18 protein-coding genes and 1 tRNA gene are annotated in these 19,851 nt (G+C 71.1%); 6 read left to right on the forward strand and 13 right to left on the reverse strand.

Annotated elements, in window-relative coordinates; all coding sequences use genetic code 11:
* Nucleotides 1-52: 52 nt before the first annotated feature.
* From P4R38_RS03985 to P4R38_RS04000, 4 genes are all read right to left on the reverse strand, one after another.
* Nucleotides 53-955, reverse strand: coding sequence for an amino acid ABC transporter permease (locus tag P4R38_RS03985; protein ID WP_277191140.1), 903 nt, complete (start codon nucleotides 953-955; stop codon nucleotides 53-55).
* Nucleotides 952-1,617 (reverse strand): amino acid ABC transporter permease, encoded by a 666-nt coding sequence (locus P4R38_RS03990; RefSeq protein ID WP_275240343.1) that lies wholly within the window; start codon nucleotides 1,615-1,617, stop codon nucleotides 952-954. The genes P4R38_RS03985 and P4R38_RS03990 overlap by 4 nt, the downstream gene beginning before the upstream one ends.
* Before the next feature lie 73 nt (nucleotides 1,618-1,690).
* Entirely contained in the window at nucleotides 1,691-2,500 is an 810-nt protein-coding gene (locus tag P4R38_RS03995) for a glutamate ABC transporter substrate-binding protein (protein WP_277191141.1), read from the reverse strand.
* 38 nt (nucleotides 2,501-2,538) lie between these two features.
* Entirely contained in the window at nucleotides 2,539-3,258 is a 720-nt protein-coding gene (locus P4R38_RS04000) for an amino acid ABC transporter ATP-binding protein (protein WP_277191210.1), read from the reverse strand.
* Nucleotides 3,259-3,537: 279 nt separating this feature from the next.
* On the opposite strand from P4R38_RS04000, the gene P4R38_RS04005 reads away from it, so the two are divergent.
* A tRNA-Ile gene (locus P4R38_RS04005) sits at nucleotides 3,538-3,611 on the forward strand.
* Between the two features lie 69 nt (nucleotides 3,612-3,680).
* Here P4R38_RS04005 and P4R38_RS04010 read toward each other — a convergent pair.
* The gene (locus P4R38_RS04010; RefSeq protein WP_277191142.1) at nucleotides 3,681-5,282 is read right to left on the reverse strand and encodes an amidohydrolase; all 1,602 of its coding nucleotides are present in this window, start codon (nucleotides 5,280-5,282) and stop codon (nucleotides 3,681-3,683) included.
* Between the two features lie 176 nt (nucleotides 5,283-5,458).
* Between P4R38_RS04010 and P4R38_RS04015 the strand changes: the two genes are divergently transcribed.
* Together P4R38_RS04015 and P4R38_RS04020 are read left to right on the forward strand one after the other, a co-directional pair.
* The gene (locus tag P4R38_RS04015) at nucleotides 5,459-6,898 is read left to right on the forward strand and encodes a protein kinase domain-containing protein (RefSeq protein ID WP_277191143.1); all 1,440 of its coding nucleotides are present in this window, start codon (nucleotides 5,459-5,461) and stop codon (nucleotides 6,896-6,898) included.
* Nucleotides 6,899-7,036: 138 nt separating this feature from the next.
* Nucleotides 7,037-7,552: a DUF3145 domain-containing protein gene (locus tag P4R38_RS04020; protein ID WP_275240334.1), complete on the forward strand. Its 516-nt coding sequence runs from the start codon at nucleotides 7,037-7,039 to the stop codon at nucleotides 7,550-7,552.
* 97 nt (nucleotides 7,553-7,649) lie between these two features.
* On the opposite strand, the gene P4R38_RS04025 is transcribed toward P4R38_RS04020, so the two are convergent.
* The 6 genes from P4R38_RS04025 to P4R38_RS04050 form a co-directional block, all read right to left on the reverse strand.
* Nucleotides 7,650-9,101, reverse strand: coding sequence for an acyl-CoA carboxylase subunit beta (locus P4R38_RS04025; protein ID WP_277191144.1), 1,452 nt, complete (start codon nucleotides 9,099-9,101; stop codon nucleotides 7,650-7,652).
* Nucleotides 9,101-10,345: a beta-ketoacyl-ACP synthase II gene (gene fabF, locus P4R38_RS04030; RefSeq protein ID WP_277191145.1), complete on the reverse strand. Its 1,245-nt coding sequence runs from the start codon at nucleotides 10,343-10,345 to the stop codon at nucleotides 9,101-9,103. The genes P4R38_RS04025 and fabF overlap by 1 nt, the downstream gene beginning before the upstream one ends.
* 102 nt (nucleotides 10,346-10,447) lie before the next feature.
* Complete coding sequence (locus tag P4R38_RS04035) at nucleotides 10,448-10,696, reverse strand: acyl carrier protein (protein WP_275240329.1); 249 nt, start codon at nucleotides 10,694-10,696, stop codon at nucleotides 10,448-10,450.
* A 102-nt stretch (nucleotides 10,697-10,798) separates the two neighbouring features.
* Nucleotides 10,799-11,836 carry a beta-ketoacyl-ACP synthase III gene (locus tag P4R38_RS04040; RefSeq protein WP_277191146.1) on the reverse strand — a complete coding sequence of 346 codons (1,038 nt, stop codon included), beginning with the start codon at nucleotides 11,834-11,836 and terminating at the stop codon, nucleotides 10,799-10,801.
* A gap of 3 nt (nucleotides 11,837-11,839) precedes the next feature.
* Nucleotides 11,840-13,015, reverse strand: a complete 1,176-nt coding sequence (locus tag P4R38_RS04045; protein WP_277191147.1) for an acyltransferase domain-containing protein — start codon at nucleotides 13,013-13,015, stop codon at nucleotides 11,840-11,842.
* 107 nt (nucleotides 13,016-13,122) lie between these two features.
* Nucleotides 13,123-14,325 (reverse strand): PucR family transcriptional regulator, encoded by a 1,203-nt coding sequence (locus tag P4R38_RS04050; RefSeq protein ID WP_277191148.1) that lies wholly within the window; start codon nucleotides 14,323-14,325, stop codon nucleotides 13,123-13,125.
* Nucleotides 14,326-14,464: 139 nt separating this feature from the next.
* Here P4R38_RS04050 and P4R38_RS04055 point away from each other — a divergent pair, with 139 nt between their 5' ends.
* The gene (locus P4R38_RS04055) at nucleotides 14,465-15,574 is read left to right on the forward strand and encodes a glycerophosphodiester phosphodiesterase (protein WP_277191149.1); all 1,110 of its coding nucleotides are present in this window, start codon (nucleotides 14,465-14,467) and stop codon (nucleotides 15,572-15,574) included.
* A gap of 129 nt (nucleotides 15,575-15,703) precedes the next feature.
* Here P4R38_RS04055 and P4R38_RS04060 read toward each other — a convergent pair whose 3' ends face one another.
* Together P4R38_RS04060 and aceE are read right to left on the reverse strand one after the other, a co-directional pair.
* Nucleotides 15,704-15,955, reverse strand: coding sequence for a DivIVA domain-containing protein (locus P4R38_RS04060; protein ID WP_277191150.1), 252 nt, complete (start codon nucleotides 15,953-15,955; stop codon nucleotides 15,704-15,706).
* On the reverse strand, nucleotides 15,952-18,714 hold the full coding sequence (gene aceE, locus P4R38_RS04065; protein WP_277191151.1) for a pyruvate dehydrogenase (acetyl-transferring), homodimeric type: 2,763 nt from the start codon (nucleotides 18,712-18,714) through the stop codon (nucleotides 15,952-15,954). The genes P4R38_RS04060 and aceE overlap by 4 nt, the downstream gene beginning before the upstream one ends.
* A 214-nt stretch (nucleotides 18,715-18,928) precedes the next feature.
* Between aceE and P4R38_RS04070 the strand changes: the two genes are divergently transcribed.
* On the forward strand, nucleotides 18,929-19,348 hold the full coding sequence (locus P4R38_RS04070; protein ID WP_275240321.1) for a DUF3052 domain-containing protein: 420 nt from the start codon (nucleotides 18,929-18,931) through the stop codon (nucleotides 19,346-19,348).
* Entirely contained in the window at nucleotides 19,345-19,821 is a 477-nt protein-coding gene (locus P4R38_RS04075) for a peroxiredoxin (RefSeq protein ID WP_277191152.1), read from the forward strand. The genes P4R38_RS04070 and P4R38_RS04075 overlap by 4 nt, the downstream gene beginning before the upstream one ends.
* Nucleotides 19,822-19,851 lie beyond the last annotated feature (30 nt).

Below are 19,851 nucleotides of genomic sequence, written 5' to 3' on the forward strand. Positions count from 1 at the left end.
GCTAATGATCTAGCCTATACCCAGCACGGCGGCGAGGAGCTTCATCTCTCGGTCAGGCCGCCTGAGTGTTCTTCGACAGGTCCGGTCCGGTCGCACTGCCACCGAGGCCACCGCCGGCCATCGCATCCGGCCCCGCGACCGTACGGCCGCGTCGGGCCAGCCGCCGCTCGATCCAGACGGCCAGCTTGGTCAGCGCGTAGTTGATGACGATGTAGATCACCGCGATGACGAGGATGACCGGGACCAGGTTGCTGTAGTTGCTGGAGGCGTTGTTGCCGGCGTACAGCAGCTCGTTGAAGAGCACGTTGTAGCCGAGCGCGGTGTCCTTCAGCACGACCACCAGCTGGCTCACCAGGCTCGGCAGCATCGCGGTGATCGCCTGCGGCAGCAGGATCGTCCGCAGCGCCTGGCTCTCGCTCAGGCCGACGGACAGACCCGCCTCGCGCTGCCCGCTGGGCAGCTGGTCGACGCCGGACCGGATGACCTCGCAGATCACGGAGGCGTTGTAGAGCGTCAGGCCGGTCACGACGGCCGCGAGCGGTCGCTGGGCGTCCGGGAAGACGTTGTACTGCACGTACATGCCGAACGAGAAGATCATCATCAGCAGCACCGGGACGGCGCGGAAGAACTCCACGATGACGCTCGCGACCCAGCGCAGCGGTCGGACGCTCGACATCCGGGCCAGCGCGAGCAGGCCGCCGAGGACGCCCGCGAACACGATGCTGATCGCCGCCGCCTTCAGGGTGCCCTGCAGGCCAGGGAGCAGGTAGGAGTTCCAGATCTCGCTCTGGGTGAAGGGCTTCCACTTGGCCGAGGCGAACTGGCCCTGCTGCTGGAACTTCCAGCCGATGAGGGCGACGATCGCGGCGATCAGCAGCAGCCCGAGACCACCGAGCAGCCGGTGGCGGACCTTCGCCTTCGGACCGGGTGCGTCGAACAGGACGCCCGCACTCATCGCTTCACCGCCAGCTTCTTGGAGAGTCGGCCGGTCAGCAGGCCGATCGGGATGGTCAGCACGACGAAGAAGACGGCCGAGAGGATGAACACGTTGGTCAGCTGGTCGGCGGCGTCCTCGTTCACCTTGCTCATCAGGTAGGCGGTCTCGGCGACACCGATGGTGACGACGACCGTGGTGTTCTTCGCGAGCGCGATCAGGGTGTTGCCGAGCGGCGTGATCGCGCCCCGGAAGGCCTGGGGAAGGATGATCTCGCGCAGGCTCTGGCCGAAGGTGAGCCCGATGGAGCGGGCCGCCTCGGCCTGGCCCAGGGGGATGGTGTTCACACCCGAGCGCAGCGCCTCGCAGACGAAGGCGGCGTGGTAGACCGACAGGCCGATGACCGCGAAGCGGAATGCGTTGACCGACAGCTGCGCGGACAGCTCGATCCCGAGGGTCTGCCACAGGCCGATCAGGGAGAAGAACACGATCAGCGTCAGCGGGGTGTTGCGGAAGACGTTGACGTACGACGTCCCGAGGAAGCGCAGGACCGGCACGGGGGAGAGGCGCATGATCGCGACGACCGTGCCGATCACCAGCGAGAACACCGCGGCGAGCACCGTGAGCTTGATCGTCATCCAGAACGCGCCCCAGACGTCGAACTGGTCGAACAGGGTGGACATGGGCCTCCTCGGGAGGTCAGGTGACGAGCGGGACCCGGGCCGACGTGCGGTGTCGGCCCGGGTCGACGCTCCGTCAGGAGCAGGCGGCCGGCTGCGGCGGGTTCTTGCTGGAGTCGATCTTGTACTCGCTGCCGAGGTTGGTCTCGACGGCCTTCTTCCAGGTGCCGTCCTGAACCATCTTCTTGAGCGCGTCGTTGATCTTCTTGCAGGTGGCGGTGTCGCCCTTCTTGATGCCGATGCCGTAGATCTCATCGCCACCGACACCGGGCACGACCTGCAGCTTGCCCTTGTACGCGGCCTGGTTGGCGTACCCCGACAGGATCGTGTCGTCGGTGGTCATGGCGTCGATACGGCCGGAGGCGAGCACCTCGGCGCACTTGGAGTAGGTGTCGAACTCCTGGAGGTTGACCCCGGGCACCTTCGCCTTGAGCTTGGTCGCCGACGTCGAGCCGGACACCGAGCACAGCTTCTTGCCCTGCAGTCCCTGCAGGTCGGTGATGCCGCTGTCCTTCTTGACCAGCAGCGCCTGCTGCGCGATGAAGTACGGCCCCGCGAAGGAGACCTCCTTCTTGCGCTCGTCGGTGATCGAGTACGACGCGACGACCATCTTGACCTGGCCGGACTTGATCAGCTGCTCGCGCTGCTTGGACGGAGCGGCCTTCCAGGTGATGTCGCCCTCCTTGTAGCCGAGCTCCTTGGCGACGTACTTGGCGACATCGACGTCCAGGCCGGAGTACTTCTCGCCCTGCTTCAGGCCGATACCGGGCTGGTCGAACTTGATGCCGATGGTGACCTTGCCACCACCACCGGAACCGCCACCGCTGTCGTCCCCGCACGCGGCCAGCGTGAGCGCGGCGGCCGCGACGACGGCCACAGCACTCATTCGGCGAATCTGCATGACATTCCTCCTGATCGGTCCTACTAGTGAGTGAGGATCTTGCCGAGGAAGTCCTTGGCGCGATCGGTCTGAGGGTTGGTGAAGAAGTCCTTGGGCGTGCCCTGCTCGAGGACGGCGCCGTCGGACATGAACACGACACGGTCGGCCGCTCGGTTGGCGAAGCCCATCTCGTGGGTGACGACGACCATCGTCATGCCCTCCTTGGCCAGGGAGGTCATGACGTCGAGGACCTCGGTGATCATCTCCGGGTCCAGCGCCGAGGTCGGCTCGTCGAACAGCATCACCTTGGGGTCCATCGCCAGCGACCGGGCGATGGCGACGCGCTGCTGCTGCCCGCCGGAGAGCTGGGCGGGGTACTTGGACGCCTGGTGGTCGACACCGACCCGGGCCAGCAGCTCCATGGCGCGCTTCTCGGCGGCCTCCTTGGACTGCTTGCGGACCTTGATCGGCCCGAGCGTGACGTTCTGCAGGATCGTCTTGTGGGCGAACAGGTTGAAGGACTGGAAGACCATGCCGACGTCGGCGCGCAGCCGGGCGAGGTCGGCGCCCTCCTCGGGCAGCGGCTTGCCGTCGATCTCGATCGAGCCGGACTCGAACGTCTCCAGCCGGTTGATCGTGCGGCACAGCGTCGACTTGCCGGAGCCCGACGGGCCGATGACGATCACGACCTCGCCGCGGTGGACGGTCAGGTCGATGTCCTTCAGCACGTGCAGGTCACCGAAGTGCTTGTTGACGCCCTTCATGACGACGAGGGGCTCGCCGGGCGCTGCCTGCGCCGGGACGCTCGCCGCTTCCGGGACTCCCGCAGTGTCCTCGGGGACCGGGGCTCCCGGAGTGTCCTGCGGGGTCGCACCAGATGGGTCGCTCATGCGCAGACCCTATAGTCCGGGCGTCGCCGCGCGCCCGTCGAATCGCGTGCTGTGACCGGACTGAAGCCTGCTATCGCGCGCGGGAAGGGCTCCTGGGCGGCACGCCGCCGGTTCCTACGGGTAGCCTCGCCCGGTGCGTCCTCGGGCGCTCCCGGGGCGGTAGCTCAGCCGGTCAGAGCAGCGGACTCATAATCCGTCGGTCGTGGGTTCAAGCCCCACCCGCCCTACGTGTTGCACGGTCCGGTCGCCGGAACCGGCTGCAGCCGTCCTGCCGGTGACGGGGGGCTACTGAGCGATCAGGCGTTCGGCGCCGCCCAGCGGCACTCGCCGCCGACGTAGGTCGCGAGCACCTGCGTCTCACGCAGCTCGACGGGCGTGACGGCGTACGGATCGCGGTCGATGCAGATCAGGTCCGCCAGCTGCCCGGGGGAGAGGCGGCCCTTGCGCCCCTCCTGACCGGCGGCGTACGCCGCCCCGGTCGTGAACCCCGCGACGGCCTGGCCGAGCGACACCCGCTGCTCGGGCTGCCAGCCGCCGGCCGGGGTGGCGTCCGGGCGTTGCCGGGTGATGGCGGCGTACAGGCCGTGGAACGGGTTCGGCTCCTCCACGGGTGCGTCCGAGCCGAACGCGACGGAGGCGCCCGCTCGCAGCAGCTGCGACCACGCGTACGACACGATGTCGTGGCCGGCCAGCAGCTCGTCGGCGAGCGCGATGTCGCTGGTGCAGTGGGTGGGCTGCAGCGAGGCGACGACGCCCAGGCGGGCCATCCGGTCGACGTCCGCGGGCCGCAGGTGCTGGGCGTGCTCGACCCGCAGCCGCAGGGGCAGACCGTTCGGCATGCGCGGGAGGTCGCCGTCGGCGAGCACCTTCTCGTAGGTGTCCAGGACCGTCCGTGCCGCGGCGTCGCCGATGGCGTGCGTCGCGACGGCGATGCCGTTCGCGGTCGCCAGCCGCACCGTCGCGTCCAGCGCCTCCGGACCCATCACCGGCATGCCGCGGTTGGACGGGTCGTCGGCGTACGGCACCGTGAGGTACGCCGTCCGGGAGCCGAGCGCGCCGTCGCTGAAGAGCTTGACCGGACCCGTGCCGAACCAGTCGTCGCCGTCGCCCGTGCGTCGGCCCTCGGCGACCGCCCCCTCCAGCGCGTCGACCGGGATGGCCTTGTGCACGCGCAGCCGGAGCCGGCCCCTCTCGCGCAGCCGCAGGTACGCCGCCCGGCAGTCCTCGCCGTCGATGTCGTGCACGCTGGTCAGGCCCACCGACAGCAGAGCGTCCTGAGCGGCGTCCAGCACGTCGTCGAGCGTCGTCGACGTCGGGTCGGCCATGATCGCCCGCAGCGGCATCGCGGCCTGCTCGCGCAGGATGCCCGTGGGTACGCCGTCGGCGTCCCGCACGACCTGGCCTCCGACCGGGTCGGCGGAGTCGCGGGTGATCCCGGCGGCCTCGAGCGCCGCCGTGCTGGCCCACGTCGTGTGCCCGTCGATGCTGGGCAGCGCGACCTTGCGCCCCGGCGCCACGCGGTCCAGGTCGTGCCGGTCCGGCTGGCGTCGAGTGGCCCACTTGTTGCTGTCCCAGCGGCCGCCGAACACCCAGGAGTCCTGCGGCAGGTCGGCGACGTGGACGGCGAGGGTGTCGAGCGCCTCCTCCAGCGACCGTGCGCCGCGCAGGTCGACCGAGACGAGGTCGCGCGCGAGGTTGGCGGTGTGGATGTGCGCGTCGTACAGGCCCGGCATCACCGTGGTCCCCGGAAGGTCCACGACCCGACCGGCCTCGGCCCCCAGCGCTTCGGCGTCGCCGACGGCGAGGATCGACTCACCCTCGAGCAGCAGCCCGGTGACGACCGGGCTGTCCGAGTCGCCGGTCAGGATGTGCGGATGGCGCAGGAGTACTCGCGACACGTCGTCCCTTCCTCGCGGTGGCCCGGTCACGGTACCCGCTGACGAGTGCCGAGCGGGCCCGTGCCGACCTCCCGTCGGCGGGTGGCAGCACGGCGGGCTCGGTCACGGCCGAGAGGCGATATCGTCAGCGCGCACAAGGCGATCCGCGGAGGCGGGTCGTGCCGGGGAGGACGGGCGTGGCAGCGCAGCAGGGAGACGTACTCGGGGGGCGATACACCCTTCGGACCCGTATCGCGGGCGGCGGCATGGGCGAAGTGTGGACGGCGACGGACGCCATCCTGTCGCGCACGGTGGCCGTCAAGGTCGTACGACCGGGGCTGGGGGACGACCCGGCCTTCGCCGCTCGTTTCCGGACCGAGGCCCGCATCGCCGCCGGGCTGACCCACAGTCACATCGCCCAGGTGTACGACTTCGGCGAGGGCGCCGGGACCGCGTACCTGGTGATGGAGTACGTCGCCGGCCGGTCCTTCGCCGACCTCATCGACCGCCCGTCGCCCCTCGCGCCCGGCGAGGCCGTCCGGCTGCTCGGCCAGGCGGCCGAGGCGCTGGCGGCGGCGCACGAGTCCGGGGTCATCCACCGTGACGTCAAGCCGGCCAACATCCTGATCACCCAGCACGGCGCGGTGAAGCTGACCGACTTCGGCATCGCCCGCGCGCTCGGGGAGGCGAAGGTCACCCGGACCGGCGAGGTCATGGGGACCGCCCAGTACCTCGCCCCGGAGGCCGCGCTCGGGCGGCCGGTCACCGCGCAGACCGACGTGTACGCGCTCGCCGTCGTCGCGTACGAGATGCTCGCCGGCCGCCGGCCCTTCGACGCCGACTCCGCCGTCAGCCTCGCGATGAAGCACGTGAACGAGCCGCCGCCACCCCTGCCACCGACGATCCCCTGGGGGTTGCGCGAGGCGGTCATGCGCGGTCTGGCGAAGAACCCCGAGCACCGCCCGCGCGGAGCGGCGGAGCTCGCCCGACAGATGCGTGAGGGGCTCTCGACGAGCGGCCCGCAGCCGCACCCGGCGTCCTGGCCGGCGGCTCCGAGCGCTGTCGGCGGGACCTCGTGGCAGGCGGGGCGGAGTGCTGCTTGGACCACGTCGCCGGCGCCGGCCACCTGGAGCGCACGGCCGGACGGCCGACCGGGGTCCTGGCCTTCCGGTCCGCAGCCACGGCGGGCCGGCGCCGGCTCGACCGTCCGCGGCATCGGGTGGGGCTGGGTCGTCGCCGGGCTGCTGGCCTGCCTGGGGCTCCTGCTGCCGTACGCGAAGCACCCCCGGACCGGTGAGTCGTGGAACGCCTTCGCCCTCGGCGACGCCGAGCGCACCTACGCGACCGCGGCGGACAGCACGGGCGACGGGCTGGGCGGGGTCATCCTCGTCGTCGCCCTGTTCGTCGTGGCGCTGGGCGTGCCCTACGCGTTCGGTCGCCCGCACGTCTCGATGCCGATCATCGCCGGCGTCCTGTGCCTGCTCGCCGGGCTGCTGTGGATCGCGGCGCTCGGCGTCGTCACCGGCACCGACGGCGACCACAGCGAGCTGAGACTCGGTCCAGGGTTCGCGGTCACCGGCATCGCGGGGACCGTCCTGCTCGGGTTCGTCATCGCCGGCATGGTGCGCCGGCGCTGATCTCTTCGATCCCCGCGTGGGGGATGGTGCTCGAGGGATCGGTGAGGCAAGATGTGACGCGGTAGTCGCATGTGACAGCACAGGTCCGCGCCGCGAGGTCGTTGGGGAAGACGTCCCTCGCAGCCGAAGGAGGACCGGATGTCTGTCGCGATGCCGCGTGCCGTCACGCGAGGCGTGGTGTTCGTTCACTCCACGTCCACTGCGTTGTGCCCTCACATCAGCTGGGCGCTGGAGTCCCTGCTCGAGGTGCCCGTCCGTATCGAGTGGACCAAGCAGCCGATCGCGCCCGGCATGGTGCGCGGTGAGCTGTCGTGGGCCGGCGAGCCGGGCACCGGAGCGCGGATCGCGAGCGCGATGCGCGGGTGGGAGCACCTGCGCTACGAGGTGACCGAGGAGCCGAGCTCGGGCTGCGACGGCTCGCGCTGGTCCCACACCCCCGACCTGGGCATCCACCACACCTGGACCTCGGCGAGTGGCGACGCGATCGTCAACGAGGATCGGCTGCGCTCAGCGCTCGCCGTCGCCCAGGGCGACCCCGAGCTGTTCCGGGCCGAGGTGGCCGAGCTGCTCGGCACCGCGTGGGACCAGGAGCTGGAGCCCTTCCGAGTGGCCGGTGAGGGAGCGACGGTCCGCTGGCTGCACCGGGTGTCCTGACCGACGTCAGGCCACCGGCACGACCTGAGGAACGAGGAACGACCGCGACGTGCTGTCGCGGTCGTTCCTCGTTGTCCGGCGTCGGACGCAGCGCGCCTCAGAGCGGGATGTTCCCGTGGTCGCCGCGGCGCTGCGGCGCGTCGGCGATCGCCTGCGCGAGCGCGGTACGGGTCGAGTCCGGCTCGACGACCTGGTCGATCACGCCGATCTCGACGGCCCGCGGGATGCCCCCGGCGAGCCGTGCGTGCTCCTCGGCGAGCTCGTTCTCGACGTGCGTCCGCTCCGCCTCGTCCACCTCGGCCAGCCGGCGTCGGTGCAGGATGCGGACCGCGGCGACATGGCCCATGACCGCCACCTCGGCACTCGGCCAGGCGAACACCTTGGTCGCGCCCAGCGACCGGGAGTTCATCGCGATGTACGCGCCGCCGTAGGTCTTCCGCGTCACCAGCGTGACCCGCGGAACGGTCGCCTCGGCGAACGCGTGCAGCAGCTTGGCGCCGCGCCGGACGACGCCGTCCCACTCCTGGCCGACACCGGGGAGGTAGCCGGGCACGTCCACGAGCACGATCAGCGGGACGCCGAATGCGTCGCACATCCGCACGAAGCGCGCGGCCTTCTCCGCCGACGGGGAGTCCAGGCAGCCGCCGAGGCGCATCGGGTTGTTGGCGATGATCCCGACCGTCCGGCCACCGAAGCGCCCGAGCGTGGTGACGATGTTCGGGGCCCACCGAGGGTGCAGCTCGATCGCGTCGTCCAGGTCGTCCAGGACGTTCTCGACCAGCGGGTGCACGTCGTACGCGCGCTTGGCCGACTCGGGGAACGTCGCGGCGAGGTCGCGGTCCTGCACGGCATCGACCTTCAGCTCGCCCTGGCTGGCGAGCAGGGTCGCCAGCTGACGGCCGCGCCCGTACGCCTCCTCGGTCGTCTCGGTGACGACGTGGACCACGCCGGAGCGGCGGCCGTGCGGCTCCGGGCCGCCCAGGCGCAGGGCGTCGACGTTCTCGCCGGTCACCGAGCGGACGACGTCCGGGCCGGTGACGAAGATGCGGCCGTCCGGGCCGAGCACCACGATGTCGGTGAGCGCCGGACCGTACGCCGCGCCACCGGCGGCCGCGCCGATGACCACGGAGATCTGCGGGATCTTGCCGGACGCGCGGGTCATGATCGCGAAGACCTCGCCCACGGCGTGCAGCGAGACGACGCCCTCGGCGAGCCGGGCGCCTCCGGAGTGCCACAGGCCGATGATCGGCACCCCGTCGGCGAGCGCCTGCTCGTACGCCGCCACGACGACCTTGCAGCCGTCCAGGCCCATCGCGCCGCCCTGGATGGTGGCGTCGGAGGCGAAGACGACGACGGGCGTCCCGCGGACCGTCCCCTTGGCCGCGAGCATGCCGCTGGCGTCGTACTTGGTGATCAGCTCCACGGAGCCGTCGTCGAGGAAGGTCTCCAGGCGCGTGCGCGGGTTGCGCGGGTCGTTCTCCCGGTCGACCTTCGGCCGGGTCGCGGCCGAGGCCTGGGCCGACGCCTCGCTGGGCTGGTTGGAGGCCATCACACGCTCTTCACGACGAGGGCGACGTTGTGGCCGCCGAAGCCGAAGGAGTTGTTCAGCGCAGCGATGTCGCCGTCCGGGAGCTTGCGGTGGTCGGCGGTCACGACGTCCAGCGGGATCTCGGGGTCGACCTGCTGCAGGTTGATGGTCGCCGGGACGAGCCGCTCGTGGACCGTCTGGATGGTGACGACCGTCTCCAGGGCGCCGGCCGCGCCGAGCAGGTGGCCGGTCATGGACTTCGTCGCGGTGACCGGGACGCCGTCCACGGCGTCGCCGAACGCGCGCCGGATGGCGTTCGCCTCGGCGATGTCGCCGACCGGTGTCGACGTCGCGTGGGCGTTGATGTGGACGATGTCCTTCGGGCTCAGTCCGGCCCGCGTGATGGCCTCGCCCATCGCCCGCGCCGCGCCCTCGCCCTCCGGCTCGCCGGCGGTGATGTGGTAGGCGTCCGAGGACATGCCGATGCTCGCGAGCTCGGCGTAGATCTTCGCGCCGCGAGCCGTCGCGTGCTCGTAGGACTCCAGGACGATGATCCCGGCGCCCTCGCCCATGACGAACCCGTCGCGGTCGGCGGCGTACGGACGCGAGGCGGCGGCCGGGTCGTCGTTGCGGGTGGACAGGGCCTGCATGGCGGCGAAGCCGGCCACGGTCAGCGGGTGGATGGCCGCCTCGGTGCCACCCGCGACCATGACGTCGGCCCGGCCCTGGCGGATCATCTCGGCGGCGTAGCCCATGGCCTCGGCGCCGGAGGAGCAGGCGGACACCGTCGTGTGGGCGCCCGCGCGCGCCTTCAGCTCCAGCGAGACGTTGCCGGAGGCGGTGTTCGGCATGAGCATGGGCACCGTCAGCGGGTAGACCCGGCGCGGCCCCTTCTCCTTGAGGACGTCGTACTGGGACAGCAGCGTGTGCACGCCGCCGATCCCGGTGCCGATCGCGACACCCAGCCGCTCGGGCTCGACCTCCGGCTTGCCGGCGTCCGCCCACGCCTCCCGCGAGGCGATCATCGCGAACTGCGCCGAGGGGTCCATCCGTCGCGTCTCGACGCGCGCGAGCACCTCGGCGGGGTCCTGCTTGATGGTCGCGGCGAACGTCACGGGCAGCTCGTAGCGGGACACCCAGTCCGCCTCGATCGGGCGCGCACCGGAGGTGCCGGAGAGCAGCGCGTCCCAGGTCTCGGGCGCGGTACCGCCGACGGGCGTGGTGGCGCCGATGCCGGTGACGACGATGCGCTGGTCAGCGCTCATGGTGGTGGACTCCTACTTCTCGGGTGAGAGTGATCCGGGTGGGCCTGAGCACGGTGGGGTCGCACGTCGTTGGACGACCCCACCGTGACGTCAGGAGGACGGTCAGCCCTGCGCGCCCTTGATGTACGAGACGGCGTCGCCGACGGTCGTGAGGTTCTTCACGTCGTCGTCGGGGATGCGCACGTCGAACTTCTCCTCGGCGTTGACGACGATCGTCATCATCGACAGCGAGTCGATGTCGAGGTCCTCGGTGAAGGACTTCTCCGGCTGCACCTCGGAAGGCTCCAGCCCGGTCTCCTCGTTGATGATCTCGGCGAGGCCGGCCAGGATCTCCTGCTCGGTCTGTGCCATCGGTGACTCCTCTTTCGTTGGGTCGGGGCCTGCCGCGGCACGACGCCGTGGTGGCCTGGGGCGTGGGCTGACCCGGTTTACCCGCCGGGCCGGCGGGAGATCTCAGGGCAGGACGACGACCTGCGCGGCGTACGCGAGTCCGGCGCCGAAGCCGACCTGCAGGGCCAGGCCACCGCGTGGCACCTCTCCCTCGCGGATCATCCGCTCGGTGGCCAGCGGGATGGAGGCAGCGGAGGTGTTGCCGGTCTCGGCGATGTCGCGGGCGACCGGGATGTCCTCGGGCAGCTTCAGCTGCTTGAGCATCGCGTCGATGATGCGCATATTCGCCTGGTGGGGGATGAAGGCGTCCAGGTCGGCCGCGGTGATGCCGGCCTTGTCGATGGCCTGCTGGCACACCGGCGCCATGCTCCACACCGCCCAGCGGAAGACCGACTGCCCCGCCATCTGCAGGGTGGCGGCGTCCATGCCCACGTCGTCGGTGCTCTCGCCCTCGCGGATCTGCGTCCAGGACCGGCGCTGGCGGATGGTGTCCCACTTCTCGCCGTCCGAGCCCCACACCGTCGGGCCGATACCCGGGGTGTCGGAGGGCCCGACGACCGCGGCACCCGCGCCGTCGGCCAGGATGAACGAGGTCCCCCGGTCGTGCTTGTCGGTGATCTCCGAGAGCTTCTCGACGCCCACGACGAGGACGTACTCGGCGCTCCCGCCACGGACCATGTCGCTCGCCAGGGAGATCGCGTGGCAGTAGCCGGCGCAGGCGGCCGAGATGTCGAACGCCGGTACGCCGCCGGCACCCAGACGCGTCGCGAGCAACGGACCGGCCGCCGGCGTCTGGTACGGGTGGGTCACGGTGGCGACGACCACGGCGCCGAGCTGCTGCGGCGCGATGCCCGCCATCTCCAGCGCGGGACGGGAGGCGGCCTCGGCCATGTCGATGACCGTCTCGTCCTCCCGCGCCCAGCGCCGGGTGACGATGCCGGAGCGCTCACGGATCCACTCGTCCGAGGAGTCGATCCACGTGCACACCTCCTCGTTGGTGATGAGCCGCTCGGGTCGGTAGCCACCGACGCCGTAGATGCGGGAGTGGCGAGCGCCGTCGCCCGAGCTGAGCGTCCCGGTTGCCTTGGGCTGCACCGTCATTCGTCAGACTCCCTGGGGGTGGAGGCGGAGGAGGGGCTGGCCGGGCGAGACCGGGTCGCCGTCCTCGACGAGCCACTCGATCACGCGGCCGCCGTGGTTGGCGGTGACCTCGAAGCGGTCCCGCAGCGTGGACACCTGGGCGACGACGCTGCCCGGCTCGACGACCGCGCCCTCGCCGGAGTGGTCGAACGACACGATGCCCTTGGCCGGCGAGATGACCAGCCGCCAGGTCGGGTCCATCGCCGTACGGGGTGCGCCGTGCTCGCGGACCATCCGGTGGGCCGCCTCGAGATCGTCAGGGGTCTTGAGCGCGAGCGTCTCGACACCGGGCAGGCCGCGCTTGGCCAGGCCGGTCAGGGTGCCGGCCGGCGGGATCTCGATCAGGCCCGTCACGCCCATCGAGGCGAGGGTCTCCATGCACAGGTCCCAGCGGACCGGGTTGCTCACCTGCGCGACGAGCCGGCGCAGCACCTCACGGCTGTCGTGGACCACCTGGCCGTCCGCGTTGCTCACCAGCGGGACCCGCGGGTCGTGCGTGCTGATGGCGCGGGCGTAGCCGGCGAGGGTCTGGACGGCCGGTGCCATGTGCTCGGTGTGGAACGCGCCGGCGACCTGCAGCGGGATCACGCGGGCCTTGGCCGGGGGATCGGAGCTCAGCGCGGCCAGCTGCTCCATCGTGCCGGCGGCCACGGTCTGGCCGGCGCCGTTGATGTTGGCCGGCGTCAGCCCGTGCCGCTCCAGCACCGCGCCGACCTCGTCGGGATCGCCCCCGAGCACCGCGCTCATGCCCGTCGGCCGGACGGCACTGGCCTGTGCCATGGCCCGCCCCCGCTCCTTGACCAGGACCATCGCCTGCTCGGCGCTCATCACGCCTGCGGCGGCGGCAGCGGTGATCTCACCGACGGAGTGGCCGGCGCCCGCGCCGACCCGGCGGAACCCGTCCGCCGGGTGCTCGAACAGGGCCAGCAGCGACAGCAGGCCGGAGGCCACGATCAGCGGCTGGGCGACGGCGGTGTCCTTGATGGTGTCCGCGTCCGAGGTGGTGCCGTGCGTGACCAGGTCGAGCCCGGCGACGGCCGACAGCCAGCTGAGCCGGTCGCGGAAGCCGGGCAGCTCGAGCCATGGGTTGAGGAAGCCGGGGGACTGGGAGCCCTGTCCAGGGCAGACGATCACGAGCACGAGACCCACTCTTCATCGCCCGGGGTTCCGATGCCGTGAACGAGTCCGACGACGCTGCGGCGCTGGATGTGGAGGTTTCCTACAAACGATCCGGGTCGGCTCCACCCCTAGGCTTCGCGGTCGGTGGGCTCCGAGAGCCGTCGCCACCGGCGAGGCTCCTGCAGCAGGGCCAGCGTGAGCGCGATCCGGACCGTGAAGGCTTCGTGGGGAGTCGTGAGGTCGTACCCCGTTAGTGCGAGAATCCGCCGCAGCCGGTACCGGACGGTGTTCGGATGGACGAACAGGAGTCGCGCGGTCGCCTCCAGGCCACCGGCGTCCAGGTACGTCGTCGCGGTCTCCAGCAGCGAGGCGCCCGAGGTCGTGAGCGGGCGGTGCACGCGCTCGACCAGCGCGTTCTGTGCGCGGGTGTCGCCGTTCACGGCCCGTTCGGCGAGGAGCTCGTCGGCCAGGCAGGGTCGCGGCGCCTCGGGCCAGGCGCGGGCTGCGGCGAGCCCGGACAGGGCCGCGCGGGCGGACCGGCCGGCGGCGTACACGTGCGGTACGACCGGCCCGACGACGATCGGCCCCGGACCCCACCGCGCCTGCATCTGGGACACCGTGCCGAGCGGGTCCTCCACGTGCCCGAGGACGGCGACCAGCCGGTGACCCTGGACCGCGGCCAGGCCCTCCACACCGCGCCGAGTGGCCTCTGCGCGTAGGGCATCCACGACTCCGGACTCGGCTCCGGAGGGCGCCTCGCCGGCCACCGCGACGATCCTCCCCACCGACCCCCAGCCCAGCGCGGCGACCCGGGACTGCATCGCGTCGTCCGCCTCGCCGCGCAGGATCGCGTCGACCACGAGGGACTCCAGCCGCGCGTCCCACGCGCCGCGTGCCTCCGCGGCGCCGGCGTACACCTGGGCCGCCGCGAAGGCGATCTCGCGTGAGTAGTGCATGACCGCCGCGCGCAGCTCGGCCTCCTCGCCCGGTGCGGCGATCTCGTCGACGTGGGACTCGACGACGTCGATCACGGTCCGGACGAGGTCCAGCGTCTGTCGCAGGCTGATCGACCGGGTGAGCTCACGTGGTGCTGACCCGAACACGTCGATGGTCGCGGCGGGGGTCGTGGTGGGGTCGCGGAACCAGGAGATGAACTGCCCGATACCCGCCTGGGCGACCAGCCCGATCCAGCTGCGGTCCTCCGCGGAGAGCGCGCGGTACCAGTCGTGGCCGGCCTCCATCCGCTGGGCCGCTGCGGTCGAGAGCGCGCCGGCCTGGCGCTCCAGCCGTCGGAGCGTCGCGGCGGACGCCTGCACCGGGACACTGCTCATGGGCACCCAGCGTAGAGCCGCGTTTGTAGGACAGGCACAGGAGCAGGCTGCCTCGGCGCCACCATCTCGTCATCTCGCCGACGAGTTCCGGCCGCCTGGCCTCTATCCGCGGACACCCGGAGCGCAGCAGAGTACGAGCATGGATCGTCGAACCTTCACCGGACTTGCCGCTGCTACCGTCGCGGGGGTGGTCGTCGCACCCGACGCCGCCCAGGCCGTCACTGCACCGCACGGAGCCGTCCCCGCGCGCCGTCCCCGCCAGGGCACCCCCCTGGTCGTCGGCCACCGCGGCGCCTCGGGCTACCGCCCCGAGCACACCCTCGCGTCGTACACCCTGGCCGCCCACCTGGGCGCGGACTTCATCGAGCCCGACCTGTGCATCACCAAGGACGGGGTCCTGGTGTGCCGGCACGAGCCGGAGATCAGCGGGACGACCGACGTCGCCCAGCACCCGGAGTTCGCCTCCCGCCGCACGACCAAGTCGCTGGACGGTGTCGCGACCACGGGCTGGTTCACCGAGGACTTCACCCTCGCCGAGCTGAAGACGCTGCGCGCGGTCGAGCGTCTGCCCGCGCTGCGCCAGCACAACACCACCTACAACGGGCTGTGGGAGGTGCCGACCTTCGTGGAGGTCCTCGAGCTGCGCAAGCGGCTGAGCCGCGAGCTCCACCGCGAGATCGGCGTCTACCCCGAGACCAAGCACCCCACCTACTTCCGCGCGATGGGTCTGCCGCTGGAGGAGCGCCTCGTCCCGCTCGTGCGCAAGTACGGCCTGGACCGTGCGAACGCGCCGATCTTCATCCAGTCCTTCGAGCTGAAGAACCTGCAGGACCTGCGGCACCGGTTCGGCGTCAAGGCGCCCCTGGTCTTCCTCACCTCGGCGACCGGCGGCCCGTTCAACGACGGCCGCACCTACGCCGAGCTGCTCACCCGCGCGGGCATGGCGACGTACGCCAAGGACATCACCGGGCTCGGGCCGGACCAGGCGCAGATCATCACCCGCAACCCGGACGGCAGTACCGGCGCGACCACGACCCTCGTGGCGGACGCCCACGCCAACGGCCTGTCGGTGTGCCCGTACACCGTGCGGGCGGAGAACAACTTCCTGCCGACCGACTACCGGATCGGCACCCGGCCGGACGACTTCGGTCGCGTGCTGGACTACCTCAAGAGGCTGTACGCGACCGGCATCGACGGGCTGTTCAGCGACATGCCCGACCTCGCCGTGCTGGCGCGCGAGCTGCGCTGACGCGTTCGACCGAACGCCAGGAGGGGGCCGCGCGCGCGGCCCCCTCCTGGCGTCGGTCCGGTCAGGACGCCGTGAAGATCGTCCCGGCGCCGGTGTAGGTGCGCTCACCCTCGTAGGGCTCGAACCCGCTCACGACGGGTGGACGGCCTCGTCCCGCAGCCGGCCGAGCAGTGCGTCGACCTGGGCACGGTCGTACCCACGCCTCCACCGGCCCGCGGGCGCGAGCCCGGCCGGATCGAGCAGCTGCTGGTAGGGCTGTGACGCGCGCATGGCCGTCACGACGGCGTCGAGCCGGTCGTCGACCGAGACCTCGTCGTACCCGTCCCCGCGCCGGCCCATCCGGAGCTCGACCTTGATCAGGTCCTCGGGCGACAGGCTCATGACTCGCCGCCCGCGTTGCCGGACGTGCCGGCAGTCACGTCGAGCAGCTTGTACTTCTCGGCCGCCTGGCGGGCCGCGTCGGCCGGCATCTCGCCCCGGTCCGCCAGGAGCTGCAGCGCACGCACCGCCATCGACGGGCCGTCGATGTGGAACGCGCGCCGCGCGGCCGCCCGGGTGTCGGAGAAGCCGAACCCGTCGGCGCCGAGCGAGGCGAACTCCTGCGGCACCCACTGCGCGATCTGGTCCTGGACCGCACGCATCGAGTCGGACGTGGCGACGACCGGGCCCGGCGCGTCCTGCAAGCGGGCTGTGACGTACGGGGTGCGGCGCTCCTCCTGCGGGAAGAGGAAGTTGTGCTCGTCGCAGGCCATCGCCTCGCGGCGCAGCTCGTTCCAGGACGTCACCGACCACACGTCGGCGACGACCCCGAAGTCGTCCTTCAGCAGGGCCTGCGCCTCCAGGGCCCACGGCACGCCCACGCCGGACGCGAGCAGCTGCACCCGACGGGCGTCCTGACCGACGCCGTCGAAGCTGCCCTCGCTGACGCGGTGCATGCCGCGCAGGATGCCCTCGACGTCGAGGTCCTCCGGCTCGGCGGGCTGCACCATCGGCTCGTTGTAGACGGTCACGTAGTAGATGACGTCCTCGGGGTCGTCCCCGAACATCCGCTGCAGCCCGTCCTGCATGATGTGCGCGATCTCGTACGCATAGGCCGGGTCGTACGAGACGACAGCGGGATTCGTCGACGCGAGCAGGTGCCCGTGGCCGTCGGCGTGCTGCAGGCCCTCACCGGTCAGCGTGGTGCGACCGGCAGTCGCACCGATCAGGAACCCGCGGGTCATCTGGTCGGCGGCCGCCCAGATGAAGTCGCCCGTGCGCTGGAACCCGAACATCGAGTAGAAGACGTAGACCGGGACCATCGGCACGCCGTGCGTGGCGTAGGAGGTGCCGGCGGCGGTGAACGCTGCCATCGAGCCGGCCTCGTTGATGCCCAGGTGCAGGATCTGACCCTGCTCGGACTCCTTGTACGCCAGCATCAGCTCGGCGTCGACCGAGGTGTAGTGCTGCCCGTGCGGGTTGTAGATCTTCGAGGTCGGGAAGAAGGAGTCCATCCCGAACGTGCGCGCCTCGTCCGGGATGATCGGCACGACGTGCTTGCCGAACTCCTTGTCGCGCATGAGCTCCTTGAGCACCCGGACGAAGGCCATCGTCGAGGCGACCTCCTGCTTGCCGGAGCCCTTCTTCGCCACGGCGTACGCCGCGTCACCGGGCAGCTTCAGCGACGGCGACGCCGTCCGGCGGCTGGGGAGCCCGCCACCGAGGCTGCGACGTCGCTCCCGGAGGTACTGGATCGCCGGGTCGTCGTTGCCCGGGTGGTAGTACGGCGGCAGGTAGGGGTTGTCCTCGAGCTGGGCGTCCGTGATCGGGATGTTCATCGAGTCGCGGAAGTTCTTCAGGTCATCCAGCGCCATCTTCTTCATCTGATGGGTGGCGTTCCGGCCGGCGAAGTGGGTGCCGAGGCTGTAGCCCTTGATCGTCTTGGCCAGGATCACCGTCGGCTGGCCGTGGCTCTGCATCGCGGCGGCGTACGCGGCGTACACCTTGTGGTAGTCGTGACCGCCGCGCTTGAGCTTCCACCAGATGTCCTCGTCCGACCAGTCCTTGACCATCGCCGCCGCGCGCGGGTCCCGGCCGAAGAAGTGGTCCCGCACGTACGCACCGTCGTTGGCGCGGAACGTCTGGTAGTCGCCGTCCGGCGTGTCGTTCATCAGGTGCACCAGGGCGCCGTCGCGGTCCTGGGCGAGCAGCGGGTCCCAGCCGCGGCCCCACACGACCTTGATGACGTTCCAGCCGGCGCCGCGGAAGAAGCTCTCCAGCTCCTGGATGATCTTGCCGTTGCCGCGGACCGGGCCGTCGAGCCGCTGCAGGTTGCAGTTGACGACGAAGGTGAGGTTGTCCAGCTCCTCGTTGGCGGCCAGCTGCAGTAGGCCGCGCGACTCCGGCTCGTCCATCTCGCCGTCGCCGAGGAAGGCCCACACGTGCTGCTGGCTGGTGTCCTTCATCCCGCGGTGGTGCAGGTAGCGGTTGAGCTGGGCCTGGTAGATCGCGTTCATCGGGCCGATGCCCATGGACACGGTCGGGAACTCCCAGAAGTCGGGCATGTTGCGCGGGTGAGGGTAGGAGGGCAGGCCGGCGACCTTGCCGTCGACGATGTGGGAGCGCTCCTGGCGGAACCCGTCCAGCTGGTCGGCGCTGAGGCGACCCTCGAGGTAGGCGCGGGAGTAGATGCCGGGGGAGGCGTGGCCCTGGATGAAGATCTGGTCGCCGCCACCGGGGTGGTCCTTGCCGCGGAAGAAGTGGTTGAAGCCGACCTCGTACAGCGTCGCCGCCGAGGCGTAGGTCGAGATGTGACCGCCGACGCCGATCTCGGGACGCTGCGCGCGGTGCACCATCATCGCGGCGTTCCACCGGATCCAGCCGCGGTAACGGTGCTCGATCTCCTCGTCACCGGGGAACCACGGCTCGGCCTCCGGCGCGATCGTGTTGATGTAGTCGGTAGCGGTCAGGGAGGGGACGCCGATCTGCTGCTGCCGGGCTCGCTCCAGCAGCTTCAGCATGATGTACCGGGCCCGAGCGCGGCCGCCCTCGTCGATGGCGCCGTCCAGGGAGTCGACCCACTCCTGGGTCTCCTCGGGGTCGATGTCCGGGAGCTGGCTCGGAATTCCGTTCAGGATCGGTCCTGCGTCCTTGCGTGACACGGTCACTGTCCTCTCTACATCTCTGGCTCTGCGTTCAGTCTGCTCCCCGGCGGCGCCGCCTGCGAAGTCGGGAGGGTTACCCGCGAGTACGGCCGCTGGGCGGGACGGCCGGCCCCCACCCTGCGGGGTGTCGGGCGCCGCGATGGTTGCAATGCGCGACGCTTCCTAGTGGACTACGCACCAATCACAGTGCGATGAAAGGTAGGTACGGCTGGTGAACCAGACCGCAGGGACGACGTCGGCGGCCAAGCTGGGCTTCCAGGACGGCCAGGTCGTCCAGGAGATCGGGTGGGACGATGACGCCGACGAGGCGCTCCGCGAGCAGATCGAGGAGATCGTCGGCTCGCAGCTGGAGGACGACGAGTACGACGGCGTGGTCGACGCGGTCCTCCTGTGGTTCCGCGACGGCGACGGCGATCTCATCGACGAGTGCGTCGACGCCCTGACCAACCTGGGCGACAAGGGCTTCGTGGTCCTGCTCGTGCCCAGGGCCGGCAGCGACGAGCACGTCGACGCGAGCGACATCCAGGAGGCGGCTCAGACCGCCGGGCTCAAGGCCAGCTCCTCGACCAAGGCCGGCGACGACTGGATCGCCACCAAGCTCGTCCAGGGCGGCACCGCCAAGCAGCGATGACCGGCGGCGCCGTCCCCGCGGTGGGTGCCGAGGCTCCGGAGTTCACCCTCCCGGACCAGTACGGGCAGCCGACCGCGCTGGCGGACCTGCGCGACGGGCGTGCCGCGCTGCTGGTCTTCTACCCGTTCGCGTTCTCGCGCATCTGCACCAGCGAGCTCACCGCCGTCCAGCGCGAGCTCGACCGTTTCCAGGGCGACCGGGTCCGGACCGTGGGCGTGTCGTGCGACGCCGTCTACTCCCTCAAGGCCTGGGCCCAGGAGCAGGGCTACGACTTCCCGCTGCTGTCCGACTTCTGGCCGCACGGTGAGGTGGGGCGGGCGTACGGCGTGCTGGACGAGGCCACCGGGATGGCGGTGCGGGGCACCTTCCTGATCGACGCGCACGGCACGGTGCGCTGGAGCCTGGTCAACCCGCCGGGGGAGGAGCGCGACATCGCCGTGCTCCTGGAGGCCGTGGACGCGCTCACGACCTAGTCCGTCTACGCTGTACGCGCTCGCCGACGC

The organism is Luteipulveratus flavus, assembly GCF_029439465.1.
In the GTDB taxonomy this organism is placed as follows: domain Bacteria; phylum Actinomycetota; class Actinomycetes; order Actinomycetales; family Dermatophilaceae; genus Luteipulveratus; species Luteipulveratus flavus.